The organism is Bacillus sp. 01N45 (assembly GCF_056399205.1).
On sequence record NZ_JBFTQW010000001.1, the window covers coordinates 600,743 to 616,404 of the forward strand.

Genomic DNA, 15,662 nt, shown 5'->3' on the forward strand with positions numbered 1-15,662 from the left:
AGTTCAATTGGTTTCGCTCTCTACATCATTACGCACTAACGATAAAAAATAGCATATGCTATTCTTTTGATCGCGGAAGTTTAATTTGTTTATTTTCTCTAGATTCTTTGTATAAAACGATTGTACTTCCAATTACTTGAACGATTTCAGCACGTGCGCCTTTTGCAAGTTCTTCTGCAACTTCACGACGATCGAATTCACAGTTTTGTAGCACACTTACTTTAAATAGTTCACGAACTTCTAAAGTATCTGCGATTTGTTTAATCATATTTTCATTTACTCCGCCTTTTCCTACTTGAAAAATAGGTGTTAAATGATGTGCTTGTGCACGTAAAAATCTTTTTTGTTTTCCTGTTAACATATATGTTAGCCTCCAAGCTTTCTTATAACTAATTGTTTCATTCTATCGATATTCGGTACACGCCCTGTCCACATTTCAAATGCAAGCGCACCTTGATAAACAAACATATCAATACCATTTTGAATCATTGCACCTTGCTCTTTTGCCTCATATAAAATTTTCGTTTCAAATGGATTATAAATTATATCTGATACAATCGTCCCTTTTTTTAACGAAGAAATTTGTAATGGCGTATATTCGACGCGTGGATGCATACCTATTGTTGTCGTCTGAATGATAATATCATAATTCCCTTGTTCTTCTGTTGCTTTTTCTAACGATAAAGCAACAGAATTAACAGTAGCTGTACATGCAGCAATAAGTTCTTTCGCCTTATCTACTGTACGATTAGCTACATCAATCTCTTTCACACCTACATCAGCAAGAGAAAAATAAATAGCTCGACTAGCACCACCTGCGCCAAGCAATAAAATACGTTTCTCCTGAAGTGGTTCACTACTAATTGACTGCAGCGCTCGGACAAAACCAATTCCATCTGTATTGTAACCAATCAATTTCCCATCCTTATGAACCACTGTATTTACTGCACCAATTTGTTTTGCTAGCGGGTCAATCTCATCCAAATAATCCATAATAGCAACTTTGTGCGGCGTTGTTACATTAAATCCTGAAATACCTAATGCTTTTAAACCTCTTACTGCTTCCCCTAGCACTTCCTCTTTAACAAGAAATGCATGATAATGGGCATCCATATTCAAGTGTTCAAATGCATCGTTATGCATAACAGGCGATAATGAATGTCCAATTGGATTTCCGATTACACCATATAATTGTTTCATAAATCCCTCTCCATATTAAATTAAAGATTTACGTAGCGAAACACTTACTCCTTTTGGTACGTGTGCAACAATTTTTGCTCCCGGTTCGTTCACAGTAACCCATCCTAATCCAGAGAATACAACATCCGTTTTTGGTTCACGAATATTAAATTCGTATTTCACTAGATCTGGCATATTTTCTAATTCTTCTGGTGTTGGCGGGCTTAGTAAATCCCCAGCATGATTTTTATACAATTCATCTGCTTTCTCAAGCTTTGTACGATGGATTGTTAAACGATTCGAGAAGTGACAAGTAAATGCACGACGACCACCACTTACATAATCAAAACGTGCCAATCCACTGAAGAATAATGTTTGTTCTTCATTTAATTGGAACACCATTGGCTTAATTTCTTTTGTTGGTGTAATAAGTTTTAAGCTTTCTTTTCCAACATAATGAGCCATTTGATGGTGGTTAATAATACCTGGCGTATCATATAAAGAAGATTCTTCGTCTAACGGAATATCAATTAAATCAAGTGTTGTTCCTGGGAAATGAGATGTTGTAATTACATTTTCAGTCTCATCACTAAATTCTTTAATCATACGATTAATAAATGTTGATTTTCCTACATTCGTACATCCAACAACGTAAACATCTTTTCCGCCGCGGTAATACTCAATAGCATCTGCCAGCTCAGCAATCCCTTGCCCTTTCGCTGCACTAATTAAAAAGACATCTTCTGGCTTTAATCCTAGCTGCTTTGCACTATAGCGCATCCAATGCTTTACTTTATCATGTTTTACTGACTTAGGAATTAAATCAGCTTTATTTCCAACAAGTAATACTTTATTATTTCCCACGAAACGATGTAGGCCAGGTAACCAGCTACCATTAAAATCAAAAATATCTACAATTTTAACTACTAGCGCATCCGATTTTCCAATTCCATTTAGAATACGTAGGAAGTCATCATCTGTTAATGATACATCTTGAATTTCGTTATAATGTTTTAAGCGAAAACAGCGTTGACAAATTACTTGTTCTTTCTCTAAAGATGAGGTAGGAGCATATCCCACTTCGTTTTTATCTTCTGTTTGAATTTCTACACCGCAACCAATACATTTAATTGTTTCAGTCAAACTTTATTCCTCCCAGTTAATTAAACCTTTTTTCTTCATATTTCTCATAATTCTTCGTTCAATTTTTCGATTAAAGCGCGTTACTAATCCGTCCGTTTGTGCTACCGGTACAACTAAAATTGTATGAAGTCCCACTCGGTTTCCACCTAAAACATCCGTTAGTAACTGATCTCCAATTACTACAACTTCATCTGGTTGCAGGTGCATCTCTTGTATCGCACGCTTAAACGCGCGAACAAATGGTTTACGCGCACTATGAATAAATGGAATACCTAATGGATCAGCAAAGTCTTTCACACGTTGCTCATTATTATTTGAAACGACCGTTACTTGAATACCTTGCTCTTTCATTTTCAAAAACCATTCTTCAAGTTGTGGCGTTGCATTTGGACGATCCCATTCAATTAACGTGTTATCTAAATCAGTAATGACACCTTTAATTCCACGTTTTTTCAAATCTTCTGGTTGAACATGATATACATTTTTCACATATTCATTTGGTAAAAATAGCTTCAATTTCTTTCACCTCTTTGAGGAGTTTTCATAAAAATTTTTCGACAACATATTTCGATATATGACCTGTGGATAAAATTGTACACATTTTCCACATTAATTTTTCAGCTAATTTGGAATTTACTAACAATCTATACACATTTTATCCACCTAGGTATGTGGATAACCACTCGTTTGTGACTGTCATATTTTTTTGGTACATTAAATGCAACAACGAATCAATCCTTAAATTATTAGGAGGTGACTCACCTTGAAAACAAAATATATGGAACAGTTGTCTACTGAGTTACTCACTGAGTCTTATTATAAAGCAAAAGAACTAAAATTAAATCCCGACTTCATTTTACTTATAAAACAAGAAATGATTAGACGCTCATTAGAGGACAAGCTTGTCAAATCGTCTTGATTACATATAAAGTGAAATTTTAATGAGCTAACTTGTAAAAAGAGCCATCCTGCGATGGCTCTCGAATAAACAAGTACTCCCATCTAGGGAATTTCATCATTAAGCATCTTTGTCCATAACTCTTGCTTACAGTTATAAAATGTTTTCTTTACTTATGAGCCGAACGAGTAGCAATTTTTTCACCAAGACGAAGCTCTTGTCCACTCTTCAATTCCTGCACTACTTCTATCATATCTTTTTCAAACAATAACACAACTGTTGAGCCAAATGTAAAGTATGCCATTTCTTCACCTTTTTGAACAGTGTCTCTTTCATGCAACAGCTCAATACTATTAACAAACATAGCTCCTACTTTTACAAGTGCCATATGTTTACCGTCACTATTTACTTCTGTAACAGAGCGATAATTTTTTGACAATGGCTCTTTCCCATATTCCATACCAGCTGCATTTACCGGATATGACTTTCTACCAAGTACAAACCTTTCAGTCACAGAACCAGAAAGCGGACTATGAATACGATGATAATGACTTGGGCTTAAATAAATAACCATGTATGTACCACCTGCATATCGCTTTGCACGTTCTTCATTACCTAGCATATCCACGATTGAATAACGCTTACCTTTAATATCAAATGTTTTTGTGTCCTCAATAGGACCGTGATCAGCAAAAACACCATCAACAGGACTAACGATACTCGATGCATCTGTATCAACACTACGCTTTCCTTCTTTTAGCTTACGCGTAAATAATTCATGCAATGTTCTATATTCCTTCAAACCCTTTTCCATCTCATCTTGGTTAATTTGAAAAACTTTCGCATACGATGGAATAATGATAGAGCTCAAACGAGATTGTGCAAATTTACGTAATATATAAGAAGTAAAACGACCATTTGTAAGTTCGATCATAAGTCGATATAATGTACGTCGCAAATTGCGAAACCTCCTAATCAGTCTATAACTTTAGCTTCCCCTTCTTTTCCTTCTATATCATATGTAAAATTGGTTCTTATTCCCACATATCATATAGAACTGTTTCATTATACATGCGGAAAACTAAGTATGGTATTATTCTTAAATTGTTTAGCACCCTCTAATATTACAGATAGAATCCGTCATTTTCAACAGTGAACATAGATTTCTTCTGAACACAACTCTTTTTCTTTCCTTATTTACAAAAAGAAAAGCAGCCCATTTTAAAATATGGCTGCTTGCAATGTACATTATTCTTTCGCTTTTTTCTCTTTCTCAGCTCTTACAAATTCATGGAACATTTTCATTAAAGCGCGCTTTTCAATTCTTGATACGTAGCTTCTGGAAATACCAAGTGCCTTCGCAATCTCTCGTTGCGTTTTCTCCTTATCAAGCCCCAGTCCAAAACGCTTCACGATTACTTCTTTCTCTCGTTCGTCTAAAATATCGATATACTCTTTAATCTTTTCTAACTCCATACTAAGCTGAATCATATCAATTACATCTTCAGACTCTGATTTTAATATATCGATAAGCGATATTTCATTCCCCTCTTTATCTTGCCCGATTGGATCATGAAGTGAAACGTCTTTTTTCGTTTTTTTCAGTACACGTAAATGCATTAAAATTTCATTTTCAATACAGCGTGCTGCATACGTCGCAAGTTTTGTGCCTTTTCCTGCCGAATAGCTCTCGATCGCTTTAATGAGCCCAATTGTACCAATTGAAATTAAATCTTCTGCATCTTCCCCTGTGTTTTCAAATTTTTTAACGATATGAGCTACAAGCCGTAAATTATGTTCAATTAACAGATTTCTCGCTTGAGCATCACCTTGCTCCATTAACTCTAAGTACTTTCTCTCATCGTCTGATGATAACGGCTGCGGAAACGCATTATTCTTCACATAAGAAACAAAGACAAACACTTCTCGAACCATATATCCAATTGCGGCGAATAGACTCAAACCTTTCACCTCCGCCAAAATAGTGGTCTTTACTATGTGTATGTGGGCGTGAGGTTGTTTGTGTCTGTACTAAGCAAATATGGAACCCTTAACTTATTGGAGAACTAAATGAACCCTATCGATTGAATTATATTTTCATTATATTATAATTTACAAAGTGCGAAAAATTAGAAAGAGGTGTTTTCATGCCATACTCAACTGTAAAAATCAGAAACTCTATCGTACTCATTTTATCACTCTTCCTACTTTCAGCCTGTGAACAACAAAATACAAATACACAAACTGATAACAACAAAAAGGAAACTGTGACAACAAAAGATAATACAAACACCGAAAACAAGAACAAACCCGAAGAACAGGAAAAAGCTAAAAATCAAACAAAAACTAAAAACCAAGCAATGCCTGAAGATCCAGTAAAACCTGAAGAACAGACAAAAATTAAAGAAAAACAAGACAACGCTGCAAATATAAACATAACAGCAAGCAAGGCTAAAGAAATCCTCATCCGAAAATTCGGAACATTAGATAAAAATGAAGTTACATACAATCTTCTACCTAGTGAAAGCTCGGCAAAAAATAAAATTAATAATAAACTGGGTACTGATTACTATACTTTCACGCCTCAATTTGATAATTATCGTGCTGATTTCACCTTTTCTGTTCATAAACAAACAGGAGAAATTATTGTTAATGGGAGTGACGGTAGCACATTAACTGAATCAGAATTTAAAAATACACAAGAAAATCAACAAGTTAATAAACAAACTGGGAAACAATCGAATGAACCAATAAACAAACCCGCCGATATTACTACATTCACAAGTGAGGATGCCATAAAAATCTTAGAAAAAACGATGGGACCTCAAACAGCTCAACTACACTATGGCGCCACAACTGAACCTATCGGAATAATCAACGGAATTAAACTATACGATGTTTTCTATGCACGTGGAGAGGGCGAGCGCCAACGCGTTTACAACTTTGCAGTAGGTTCGGATGGAAATATATATGATTGGTATGAAGCTCAAAAAGGCGTACTTAAAATCCACTAATATCTCTTATTCATATAACTAAAAGCCAATCGAGATTCTCGATTGGCTTTTCATAAAACTATTCACTCCAAATCTTTTCCCCCGTATGCGCATCAATATAACGAATTTCTCGACTACAATCAAAGGATTCTTTATAATTTTCATCCGTCGTTTGTTTATACAGTAGTTCGTAGTTCGTTTCCTCTACGTCATTTTCTAAAAACCATTCTAAATTAACTCGCATGGCCCCTCTGTATATTGCTAACGCTTTTTCCTTTTTTACTTTTGGTGTTGTTTCGTATGTAAGCAATTCTTTTATAAGGTTGCTAGACTCTCCGGAATAATGCACCACAGCCCCATTTCCCGCATTGATATTAACCATAAATTGCTTATACTCTGCCGGAATGCCATTCACATATACGGAAAAGGTAAATCTTTCAATCCCATCTTCTGCTTCTTCACGTTCTTCCCAAAGACGTAGATATTGTGTGACATCTGGAATAACTTGTTCCAAAAATTGAAGTGCTTTTTGTAAACATTCCTCTCTAGGAAATATTTGCTTTACTTCTTTATCGTCTGTCAGTTTTATAAAACCAGTTAATTCATTGGTAGATTTATCAACCGTAATGCCAATTAAATTATTATATTTTAACATCGGTAAATGCTTTTTAAAGAATTCATTCATTAAATATGGATTCTTTTCTTCTTTCTGYTTTTGTAATTCCTCTTTCGGAACAAATTTCATTCTTATTTCATCATCATTTTCCGTCTCAGCTACTTTTGTAAAATTTTCTTTATTCCATTCAAACAAATCGAATATATCGTCTGGCCGGCTACCTTTTTTCGGTTTTTCAACAGCTACAGTTGAAGGCAATTTATAATGATCGGGCCCAAATAAATCTTTACCTGTACTTGCATTAATAAACGTATGACTAGGTTCTGGTTCATATACAAGATGATTCCCTGTTACTTCTTCTCCATTTTCATACTCACATGAAGAATGTGTTAAATCTACAAATACAAGTCTCATATCTTGTCTAGCTTTTAAATTCTCTAAAACGACGTTCTCCTCAACAAATTCACTTGGCCATAACGGTTTTTTCTCGATAGCTTTTTGTCCATTATAACGAAAATGCACAACATTCCCTGAAGGATGAACTCGCACAACACACCCTGTATTCGGCAATGGATAGCCATTTACTTCTTGCATATAATTTACTTCTTTCCGACCACGCCTGTCGTCCTTAACCGTTACATATGTATAAAATTCATATCCTTCTTTTGTATATTTTTTTAAGAATGCATTTGCAATCTCTCTTGCTTTATTCTCTCCTATCGCTTCCTTACCACTCGAACTCGAAAAATATTTTTTATCATCTATACTAAATTCGATTAAATTACCAGTATGTCTATTCAGCGTAATTTGTATCGTTCTCTCCTCATCCTCTTTATGTTCCCACCATAATAGATGATATGGGTCATCCACACCTTCTTGATCATCTACGACAAGCCTATAATCATCTGAAATGTCAATAATATGAGCCACTTGCCCTTTTCCTTCTTTATCTTTTTGATTCATCATACCTCTCCTTCATTACAATTTAAGGTAATTATAACAAATAAAACTAAATGGCTATAAACAAAAAAGACTAGAGATATCTCTAGTCTTCTACTTCGTCTCACGATGTAGCGTTACTCGCTTTAATCGTGGACAATATTTTTTTAGTTCGATGCGCTCTGGATTGTTTCGTTTATTTTTTTTAGAAATATAATTACGATCACCGCACTCTGTACAAGCCAATGTAATATTTACACGCATATGTAATTCTCCTTTCTTTCAAAGATCGCAAACTAAAACGTAATGATTACGATTTATATGTTATATAAGTTTATTCTATTTGTCAATTACAAAAAAAAGACAAAAATCTGAAACAATTAGTTCATACGAAATTCACACGAATCTATTACTATAAGAATTGTACATAGTAAATTTATTAACAATCACGTTTATTCATATAGAATCTTACTCGAAAGGAGTTGAAAATATGAAAACTAAATATCGTTTTATGATCTCCTCATTTGCTGCTTGCGCTTATATGCTTTGGTATTTAGTATAATAACAACCTCACTTGTAAATAGGAAAAGGTGTGTATATAAATGGAATATAATCAATCAACAGTTAACTACTGGAAAGCTTTTGTACTACCATATACATTTGCTTTAGAAGAGTTAAAAACTAAATTTGAAATTATGAACCGGGAAGCTCAATTTTTAGAGGATTACAACCCGTTTGAACATATAAAAACAAGATTAAAACAACCTGAAAGTATTATTAAAAAGCTTGAACGTAAAAATTTATTACCGACAGTTGAAAATGCGCAAACACATTTACAAGATATCATCGGCATTCGTATTACATGTTGCTTCGTAGAAGATATTTATCATTTAAAAGAAGTCATTCAAAAGCGTGAGGATATGGAAATCATAGAAGTAAAAGATTATATCGCTAATCCAAAGGGAAACGGATATAAAAGTTTACACATGATCATTAAGTATCCTTTATCACTGAATTCTGGTACAAAAGATGTATTTGCAGAAATCCAGTTACGTACACTTGCTATGGACTTTTGGGCAAGTTTAGAACATAAACTTTATTATAAATATGAAGGGAAAATACCTGAGTATTTAAAAGATGAACTACATGATGCGGCAATGAAGGCTGAAGATCTTGATAATAAAATGGCAACAATTCGCCAAGATATTGATGATATCGAAGCATGTTCAAATCAAATTCTATTACCACTATAAAAAGGTTCTCTCCAATGAGAACCTTTTTTATTTCGCTATTTACGGGCAGTAAGACTCCCTGATTAAAGTTTCACTTTATTTCTTCCCTATCGTGCGAACCTCTTCAATTTTCCAGCCATCTTCTTCTTTTCCAAGCGCATACTGTACATTTTTCTGAAGAGTGACCTCCCCATCTATTTCCTTTTCCTTTGTTTCAACTACAACATACCCTGCTTTACTAGCTTTCATGTCTATATGTTCCAATTCAATTTTCTTATTTCCCTTTTGAAAAGCGGCTTCTTTTTGTGTTTTTAAGTCTTCAGCACTAGGCAGCTTCTTTGAGAATAACTCCATATGTTCAGCAAGATTTTTTTCATTTGTCGTCCGTACAAATTTCTCCATAACATCTTGAATCGATTTTTCTTCTTCTTTCGTTATTTGTACCTTCTCCTCAATTTTTTTAGTAGTAGATTTTTGTTCTATATAATTCTCCTTGGATTGACATCCAACTAGCAATAATACACCTATTAGAAGGGCTCCTATCCCTCTGAAAAAAGTCCTCATCTTTCCCATCTCCTAAAAAGAAAAGTGAGGCATTTCGCCTCACTTTTCTTGATAATTAGCGTCTTCCTTTATTCGGATCGCCACCGCCAACAATATCAAAGACACGTTTAGCGATATTTGTATTCTCTTGAACGCCAGAGAACAAGTATTTACCAGGGCCAAATGCATATACGTTTACATCTTCCCCCGTATGTCCACCTGTTGTCCATCCTGTAACCGAACGCTTATTGAAAATATCCTCAATCGCATTATCAATCTTTGTTACATCTTTTGAAGGAGCAATATCATTTACCGCTTTAATTTCTTCTGGTGTTAATTGTAAATCAATATATTTTTTTAATGTCTCTTCTACATTTGCACCTTTTGCAATCTCATTTGCCATGAAGTCTGGTGTGCGTTTTGCAGCTTTAATTGGATCTACTTTAAAGTTATACTCACCATTCGCACCTAAAGATAATCCGCCAGTAGCGTGGTCTGCCGTTGCAACGACTAACGTATTTTTATCTTTTTTCGCAAACTCAATCGCTGCTTTAAATGCTTCTTCAAAGTCTTCCATTTCACTCATTGCACCTACGATATCATTATCGTGTCCAGCCCAGTCGATTTGACTTCCTTCAACCATTAAGAAGAAACCATTTTTATTTTTGTTCAAACGCTCAATTGCTGCATTTGTCATTTCTTCTAATGAAGGTGTCTTCTCATTACGGTCAATCATTTTATCTAAACCGCCTGGTGCAAATAAACCTAAAATTTGATCGTTTTTATCATTTAACAATTGATCTCGATCTGTTACGTAGCTATAACCAGATTTCTTAAACTCTTCTGTAAGATTGCGATCTTTTCTAACAAAGTTTTTTACACCGCCGCCAAGCATAACATCTACTTTATGCTTCCCTTTAATTTTTTCATCAAAATAATCATTTGCAATTGCATCCATATTTTTACGACTAATGTCATGCGCACCGAAAGCAGCTGGTGTTGCATGTGTAATTTCAGAAGTAGCAACGAGTCCCGTTGATTTCCCTTTTTCTTTCGCTTGTTCAAGAACAGTTTTCACTTCTGCTTTATCATTATCAACTGCAATTGCCGCGTTATATGTTTTAATTCCCGCTGACATAGCTGTTGCTGCTGATGCAGAGTCTGTGATATTTTCATGTTCATCTTCCGGATATGTTTTTTGTGTTCCTACAAGATGCTTATCAAACTCTGTAGATTCCATCTCGAATGTTTTTGGATTATCTTTCATATAACGATGAGCCGTCATGTATGAAGGACCCATACCATCTCCAATTAACACAATAACATTTTTAATCTTTGCATTGCTTCCGCTCTCATCTGCATTCACTTCACTAGAACGTGTAAAATTCCATGTTGCCACCGAAGTAACTGCTAACGACGCCACAACTGCAAATGGCCATGCTTTTTTCACAAACTTTTTCACTGTCTTGTCCCCCTAATTAGGTTATTCATTTCCCACTATCAAATTTAATAGAAGACTATTAAGAGAAAATTAGTTATATGTAAATTTTTTGTTAACTTATGTAAATATCAGTTATAATTTGTATAAGTTTGTCTGTTCGTATCAACCTTCTTCCCCTTTACAATTAAAATATAAACAAGTTGGATTTCATGTAACGTAAATCTCTTATTTAACATTTTCAATCTACTTTTATGAAAATTAATAGAAATGTGGGGCCTATTTATGAAAACAATAAAGCTAGATGAATCTTTTATTTTTGATTTACTCGACCTTTGTAAAGCTATTGGATGGTTACAAGATAAAGAATTTATGAAAAAACAATTCGAAATGTATCTTTCTCTCGGCACACTTATCGGTTATATGCATGAAAATAAACTGATTGCAGCTGGAGGAGTATTTCCTTTTAAAGATAGTTTTTCTACTATTGGCATGTTAATCGTCCATCCTAATTTTCAAGGCCAAGGCATCGGACGTATTTTGCTAAATTGTTGCTTAGAACACACTCATCCAAAACAACCAATTGTACTTATTGCAACAAAAGCTGGCGAGCCTCTTTATACATCATGCGAATTTCAAACAGTAACGACGATTCATCGTTTTGAAAAACAAACTACTAAGACACATATTGCTCATACACAACAAGTAAAAGAACAAGATCTTGTCTCACTTATTTTTCTCGATCAAATTACAACTGGAGCTAATCGTTCCTTACTTTACTCATCGCTATTACCAAGAGCTATACACTCTTTTAAAATTGAGAGAAATAACTGTATAGAAGCTTTTTCCTTATGTATACAAAAAGGTAATATATTATGCGTCACTCCACTTATCGCAAAACAAGAGAAGGATGCTATTCAATTATTCAAGAGAATCTGTGAATGTTGGAATGGCACAGTAAGAATTGATGTCCCACATTCACAATTTTCATTTCGTAAATTTCTTCAAACAGAAAATTCCCAAGAAACGCTCCTTTCACCTCTTATGATGAAAAATGGTAGCCAACTTCCTGGAAATCGTAATATGCTATTTGCTATGATAGACACAGCGTTATGTTAGAAAGGGGACACCTAATTGAAGCGATTTAGCTATTTTATGGTAGGTTGTCTTACTCTTACACTATTAGTAGGATGTAGTGCAGCAGAAAAGCCAGTAGAGCAAGTAAAACAAGTGAAAAATACACTTACAGCGAAACTAGCTACCGAGGAAAAAATGGTAGAAATAGATGGTCAAACCATTTACTTTAAAAAGATTGGTAATGAAAAACCACCTTTACTTATGATCCATGGATTTGGAGGATCGTCAGATGGTTTTCAAAAGATTTACTCAGACTTAGCAAAAGATCATACAATTATTTCTGTAGATGCTTTAGGATTCGGGCGCTCATCTAAGCCAATGGATTTTTACTATTCTTTCCCAACCCATGCAAATTTGTATTATAAATTAATGAAAAAACTAGGTTATGATTCGTTTGCAATACTAGGACACTCAATGGGCGGAGAAATTTCTCTTAATTTAACCTATTTATATCCTGAAGCCGTTACCCACCTTATTTTAACTGATGCTACAGGCGGTCCTCATACATTCGTTAATAAACAAGGTTCACCAAAACCACAGTTGTCGACTGATTTAAATACTGTTTCTACTATTGCAGATTATGATGAAAACAAAGTTAAATCCAAGCGTAATGATGAAGAGCATTACAATAAAATGAAATTATGGCCTAGACGTCTTCAAATCAATGCAAATGAAATTAAACAACCAACCTTAATTATATGGGGAAGAAATGATAGTAGCGTTTCTTGGAAAGAAGGAGAAACGTATCATCAATTCTTAAAAAATAGTACTTTCCATATTATCGAAAAAGGTTATCATGCACCATTTCGTCAAGAGCCACAAGAATTTGTAGGTTATGTAAAAGAATTCTTTAAGAACAATAAAGTTGAAAAATAACATAAGCGGGTATCTCATTTTGAGATACCCGCTTTCATATATTAAGCAGCTTGCTTTTGGCGCTTTTGAGTTTTTGATCCTAATACTTTCGGAATAACGAAACCATCTATTCCAAATTTACCAGCATTCATACCAGAGACTAGAACGAACATTGATAGGATAACCATTTCAGGATTTACACCAATTGACCCACTAAGCATATAGGAAAAGTTCATTACAAGACCGAAAAAGACCGCTGTTTTTGTTAAACAGCCTACAATTAAACCAATTCCGACTAAAATTTCTCCCCACGTTACAAGTGTATTAAATAGATCAACGTTTGGAATTGCGAAATCTTGTAAAAATGATGCCCACCAAGATTGAACAGCCGGTTGTGCTCCTTTAGATTTTTCAATTGTACCTTGTAAATAACCAGTTGCATCGAACCCTTTTCCTTGTAGTTTACCGATTCCAGCCATTAACCATGTATAACCAAGATACACTCGAATTACTGCCAACACAAAAGAAACTGCTTTGTTTTCTCTTAAAAATTGAATAACCATATCTTCCTCCTAAAGTTGTAATTAAGTTAGTTACAGATAATATAATATCATTAGTTACTTATTTTTAAAATGTTAATCATGAATAATTTGTGACATACATAAAAAACATTAAATACTAATATATAGTAACTTCTATTACCTGTAAAAACTTGAACATATCATACCATAGGTGATAATCATTTTCATTGAAGAAAATGTAAAAAAAATGTGAGTTAAGTGTGAAACGCATTTATTCAAATATAGAATAAATGCGTTTTCACTATTTATAGAATTGAAATGTACGTGTCTCCTCATCGATTAATTTCGCCTCTTGAAAAGCATCTTCTAACGTTTTTTCATGGCTAATAAGCCCATAAAATAAGCGTATTGTAAACATAAGTGCTGCATTCCCATCTACATAATCTATCGATCCAATATACGATTTCGCCCCACTATGTAAGAAAGATTCTGCTAGTTTTCGCTCCCCTAACGTACACCCGCTATTTACAATATGTGTATTATGCAATTTTGCATATTTATAAATTTCTGCTGCACCAAAGTATCCCCTCGGTTCATCTTGTTCATATATATCTTCACCTAACTCTTCCATGACAAACTTTCCTTCCTCACCATGAAAGCAAAAAATAACATAATTGATATCATTATATAAACCCTTTCCAGAAAGAATATTAATGAACTCTCTCGGTCTACCAATCCAGTATGTTACAACTTTTGCCCCAAAATATTCAAGCGATGCTCGGATTGATTGCGCCTCTAAATCCGAATTAAAACCAACTACTAATGCAACATTCAACATACACCCTCCATCCTATAATTAGATCTCATCAATCAGACTTTTAAAAGATACATCCATTTCATATATACCTGTTTCTTGCAAAAAATCAGATCTAGTTAAAACGACTTTCTGTACATATTGCCTATACGCTGTAATTGTCCCGTCGTGAGATACAATGCAAATTCTTTCAGCGCCTAGCTCATAGCACCAAAGAAGAAATTCATCTACTATTTGCTGAAAACGATTCTCTGAAATAGTATTTATACCTTCCGTCCATAACTGCTTATTTGTACTTTTCTCTATCGAAAAATGTGGAAATAAATCTGTTATCATTCCCTGATCTACTATGTAATCACATGGTAATGTTTTCGCTCCTTCTCGATAAGGAAAAATACGTGGGGATACATATGGATGGACGATTTTTTGACAAGCTACTTTCGCACTCCATATTGCCGCTGTTTGTAAAGTTCTACGTGTAGGACTGGCAATTAATATATCCGTTTCTTGCAATGGTACATCGAATTGAATGAATTTAGCCTGATTCCTTCCCTCATTCGTCAATGGTGGATGCAACACTTGTAAACTTGACGGTAAATCTTTTGTATGTTCTCCTTCACCGTGCCGAACAAAGACTAGTTTCATACCCAACCTCCTCTCGCTATGAAATCCTTCAACATAATTTCTTCCCTATCTCATCCATTATTCCTGCCATATGAAAAATCAATATGTAAAAAATATTTGATATAACATTTTGGAAAATATTACAATTATATATGTAAAATACTTTTTACAAGAGAGAGAGGGGAATCACAAATATGAAATGGATAACCATCTTAATTGGAATGATTATATGGGGATATATAAATGGATTTTTTAGTAGTGATAAAACTGCTAATCCTTGGATTACAGATGATGAACGTGAAACAAAAATTAAGCAGAAGGCAATTATTGCAAGCTGGTCTGGTGTTTTTATGTTTTGTTTCATTAACCTCTTAAACAAATGGTTAGGTGTAGGAACGAGCAATACATCAGCCTACTTACCATCTTCTGTCGCAACTATTTTAAAAGAAAATGTAGAGTTACAAATTTTATCTATGCTATTTATTACGTATGGCATATTTTACGTATACTATCGAAGAAAATTAAGCGCTTAACTTTTATCTCATGATTATCCTCCTAAATGGTTATAGTAATTAGGACGAAATGAAAGGAGCGATATAAAAATGAGTAACTCGAATGACTTTTTAGATACACTACATGAAAAACAAGCAAAAGATGAACAAAATAGAAAGCGTCAGGGGAACGGAAACCCCGCGAAAAAAAAGCCAAATAAAACACATAAATAACAATA

The 15,662-nt window shown here is 34.2% G+C and carries 19 protein-coding genes and 1 pseudogene; 7 read left to right on the forward strand and 13 right to left on the reverse strand.

The window, feature by feature from the left end:
• Positions 1-58: 58 nt before the first annotated feature.
• Genes yhbY through AC1DMU_RS03200 form a run of 4 tightly spaced genes read right to left on the reverse strand, consistent with a single transcriptional unit; the run spans position 59 to position 2,838 of the window.
• Positions 59-361 carry a ribosome assembly RNA-binding protein YhbY gene (gene yhbY / locus AC1DMU_RS03185; RefSeq protein WP_000955225.1) on the reverse strand — a complete coding sequence of 101 codons (303 nt, stop codon included), beginning with the start codon at positions 359-361 and terminating at the stop codon, positions 59-61.
• A gap of 5 nt (positions 362-366) precedes the next feature.
• Positions 367-1,200, reverse strand: a complete 834-nt coding sequence (aroE, locus tag AC1DMU_RS03190; RefSeq protein ID WP_048541495.1) for a shikimate dehydrogenase — start codon at positions 1,198-1,200, stop codon at positions 367-369.
• A gap of 15 nt (positions 1,201-1,215) precedes the next feature.
• The gene (yqeH, locus tag AC1DMU_RS03195; protein ID WP_088064435.1) at positions 1,216-2,322 is read right to left on the reverse strand and encodes a ribosome biogenesis GTPase YqeH; all 1,107 of its coding nucleotides are present in this window, start codon (positions 2,320-2,322) and stop codon (positions 1,216-1,218) included.
• Between the two features lie 3 nt (positions 2,323-2,325).
• Entirely contained in the window at positions 2,326-2,838 is a 513-nt protein-coding gene (locus tag AC1DMU_RS03200) for a YqeG family HAD IIIA-type phosphatase (RefSeq protein ID WP_000765308.1), read from the reverse strand.
• Between the two features lie 247 nt (positions 2,839-3,085).
• Between AC1DMU_RS03200 and sda the strand changes: the two genes are divergently transcribed.
• Positions 3,086-3,241, forward strand: coding sequence for a sporulation histidine kinase inhibitor Sda (gene sda / locus AC1DMU_RS03205; protein WP_000853283.1), 156 nt, complete (start codon positions 3,086-3,088; stop codon positions 3,239-3,241).
• A 148-nt stretch (positions 3,242-3,389) separates the two neighbouring features.
• On the opposite strand, the gene AC1DMU_RS03210 is transcribed toward sda, so the two are convergent.
• Together AC1DMU_RS03210 and sigK are read right to left on the reverse strand one after the other, a co-directional pair.
• Positions 3,390-4,178, reverse strand: a complete 789-nt coding sequence (locus tag AC1DMU_RS03210; RefSeq protein ID WP_088064436.1) for a phosphatidylserine decarboxylase — start codon at positions 4,176-4,178, stop codon at positions 3,390-3,392.
• A 290-nt stretch (positions 4,179-4,468) separates the two neighbouring features.
• Complete coding sequence (gene sigK, locus AC1DMU_RS03215) at positions 4,469-5,182, reverse strand: RNA polymerase sporulation sigma factor SigK (RefSeq protein WP_000051382.1); 714 nt, start codon at positions 5,180-5,182, stop codon at positions 4,469-4,471.
• Positions 5,183-5,367: 185 nt separating this feature from the next.
• On the opposite strand from sigK, the gene AC1DMU_RS03220 reads away from it, so the two are divergent.
• Positions 5,368-6,234, forward strand: a complete 867-nt coding sequence (locus AC1DMU_RS03220) for a hypothetical protein (RefSeq protein WP_088064437.1) — start codon at positions 5,368-5,370, stop codon at positions 6,232-6,234.
• Between the two features lie 58 nt (positions 6,235-6,292).
• On the opposite strand, the gene AC1DMU_RS03225 is transcribed toward AC1DMU_RS03220, so the two are convergent.
• Both AC1DMU_RS03225 and rpmG read right to left on the reverse strand, forming a co-directional pair.
• Positions 6,293-7,792: a YcdB/YcdC domain-containing protein gene (locus AC1DMU_RS03225; RefSeq protein WP_088064438.1), complete on the reverse strand. Its 1,500-nt coding sequence runs from the start codon at positions 7,790-7,792 to the stop codon at positions 6,293-6,295.
• A 90-nt stretch (positions 7,793-7,882) separates the two neighbouring features.
• Entirely contained in the window at positions 7,883-8,032 is a 150-nt protein-coding gene (gene rpmG / locus AC1DMU_RS03230; protein WP_001265617.1) for a 50S ribosomal protein L33, read from the reverse strand.
• Positions 8,033-8,370: 338 nt separating this feature from the next.
• Here rpmG and AC1DMU_RS03235 point away from each other — a divergent pair, with 338 nt between their 5' ends.
• On the forward strand, positions 8,371-9,021 hold the full coding sequence (locus tag AC1DMU_RS03235; RefSeq protein ID WP_000456212.1) for a GTP pyrophosphokinase: 651 nt from the start codon (positions 8,371-8,373) through the stop codon (positions 9,019-9,021).
• Between the two features lie 75 nt (positions 9,022-9,096).
• Here the strand turns inward: AC1DMU_RS03235 and AC1DMU_RS03240 are convergent, their stop codons facing one another.
• Together AC1DMU_RS03240 and AC1DMU_RS03245 are read right to left on the reverse strand one after the other, a co-directional pair.
• Positions 9,097-9,564 (reverse strand): hypothetical protein, encoded by a 468-nt coding sequence (locus AC1DMU_RS03240; protein WP_048541481.1) that lies wholly within the window; start codon positions 9,562-9,564, stop codon positions 9,097-9,099.
• 55 nt (positions 9,565-9,619) lie between these two features.
• Positions 9,620-11,005 carry an alkaline phosphatase gene (locus AC1DMU_RS03245; protein WP_088064439.1) on the reverse strand — a complete coding sequence of 462 codons (1,386 nt, stop codon included), beginning with the start codon at positions 11,003-11,005 and terminating at the stop codon, positions 9,620-9,622.
• 261 nt (positions 11,006-11,266) lie between these two features.
• On the opposite strand from AC1DMU_RS03245, the gene AC1DMU_RS03250 reads away from it, so the two are divergent.
• The gene (locus tag AC1DMU_RS03250; protein WP_088064440.1) at positions 11,267-12,100 is read left to right on the forward strand and encodes a GNAT family N-acetyltransferase; all 834 of its coding nucleotides are present in this window, start codon (positions 11,267-11,269) and stop codon (positions 12,098-12,100) included.
• A gap of 15 nt (positions 12,101-12,115) precedes the next feature.
• Complete coding sequence (locus AC1DMU_RS03255; RefSeq protein WP_088064441.1) at positions 12,116-12,994, forward strand: alpha/beta fold hydrolase; 879 nt, start codon at positions 12,116-12,118, stop codon at positions 12,992-12,994.
• 41 nt (positions 12,995-13,035) lie between these two features.
• Here the strand turns inward: AC1DMU_RS03255 and AC1DMU_RS03260 are convergent, their stop codons facing one another.
• From AC1DMU_RS03260 to AC1DMU_RS03270, 3 genes and pseudogenes are all read right to left on the reverse strand, one after another.
• Complete coding sequence (locus AC1DMU_RS03260) at positions 13,036-13,536, reverse strand: DoxX family protein (protein WP_088064442.1); 501 nt, start codon at positions 13,534-13,536, stop codon at positions 13,036-13,038.
• Between the two features lie 259 nt (positions 13,537-13,795).
• Positions 13,796-14,332, reverse strand: a complete 537-nt coding sequence (locus AC1DMU_RS03265; protein ID WP_088064443.1) for a delta-aminolevulinic acid dehydratase — start codon at positions 14,330-14,332, stop codon at positions 13,796-13,798.
• Between the two features lie 18 nt (positions 14,333-14,350).
• Positions 14,351-15,056 (reverse strand): annotated as a pseudogene (locus AC1DMU_RS03270) (histidine phosphatase family protein).
• Positions 15,057-15,126: 70 nt separating this feature from the next.
• Here AC1DMU_RS03270 and AC1DMU_RS03275 point away from each other — a divergent pair.
• Both AC1DMU_RS03275 and AC1DMU_RS03280 read left to right on the forward strand, forming a co-directional pair.
• On the forward strand, positions 15,127-15,465 hold the full coding sequence (locus AC1DMU_RS03275; protein ID WP_087985276.1) for a phosphoglycerate mutase: 339 nt from the start codon (positions 15,127-15,129) through the stop codon (positions 15,463-15,465).
• Positions 15,466-15,534: 69 nt separating this feature from the next.
• The gene (locus AC1DMU_RS03280) at positions 15,535-15,657 is read left to right on the forward strand and encodes a DUF4023 domain-containing protein (RefSeq protein WP_000071861.1); all 123 of its coding nucleotides are present in this window, start codon (positions 15,535-15,537) and stop codon (positions 15,655-15,657) included.
• Positions 15,658-15,662: the final 5 nt, after the last annotated feature.

Coding starts and splice junctions, on each gene's coding strand:
- yhbY (WP_000955225.1), bottom strand. CDS start 361: ATGTTAACAGGAAAACAAAAAAGATTTTTACGTGCACAAGCACATCAT.
- aroE (WP_048541495.1), bottom strand. CDS start 1,200: ATGAAACAATTATATGGTGTAATCGGAAATCCAATTGGACATTCATTA.
- AC1DMU_RS03220 (WP_088064437.1), top strand. CDS start 5,368: ATGCCATACTCAACTGTAAAAATCAGAAACTCTATCGTACTCATTTTA.
- rpmG (WP_001265617.1), bottom strand. CDS start 8,032: ATGCGTGTAAATATTACATTGGCTTGTACAGAGTGCGGTGATCGTAAT.
- AC1DMU_RS03235 (WP_000456212.1), top strand. CDS start 8,371: ATGGAATATAATCAATCAACAGTTAACTACTGGAAAGCTTTTGTACTA.
- AC1DMU_RS03240 (WP_048541481.1), bottom strand. CDS start 9,564: ATGAGGACTTTTTTCAGAGGGATAGGAGCCCTTCTAATAGGTGTATTA.
- AC1DMU_RS03250 (WP_088064440.1), top strand. CDS start 11,267: ATGAAAACAATAAAGCTAGATGAATCTTTTATTTTTGATTTACTCGAC.
- AC1DMU_RS03260 (WP_088064442.1), bottom strand. CDS start 13,536: ATGGTTATTCAATTTTTAAGAGAAAACAAAGCAGTTTCTTTTGTGTTG.
- AC1DMU_RS03265 (WP_088064443.1), bottom strand. CDS start 14,332: ATGTTGAATGTTGCATTAGTAGTTGGTTTTAATTCGGATTTAGAGGCG.
- AC1DMU_RS03275 (WP_087985276.1), top strand. CDS start 15,127: ATGAAATGGATAACCATCTTAATTGGAATGATTATATGGGGATATATA.
- AC1DMU_RS03280 (WP_000071861.1), top strand. CDS start 15,535: ATGAGTAACTCGAATGACTTTTTAGATACACTACATGAAAAACAAGCA.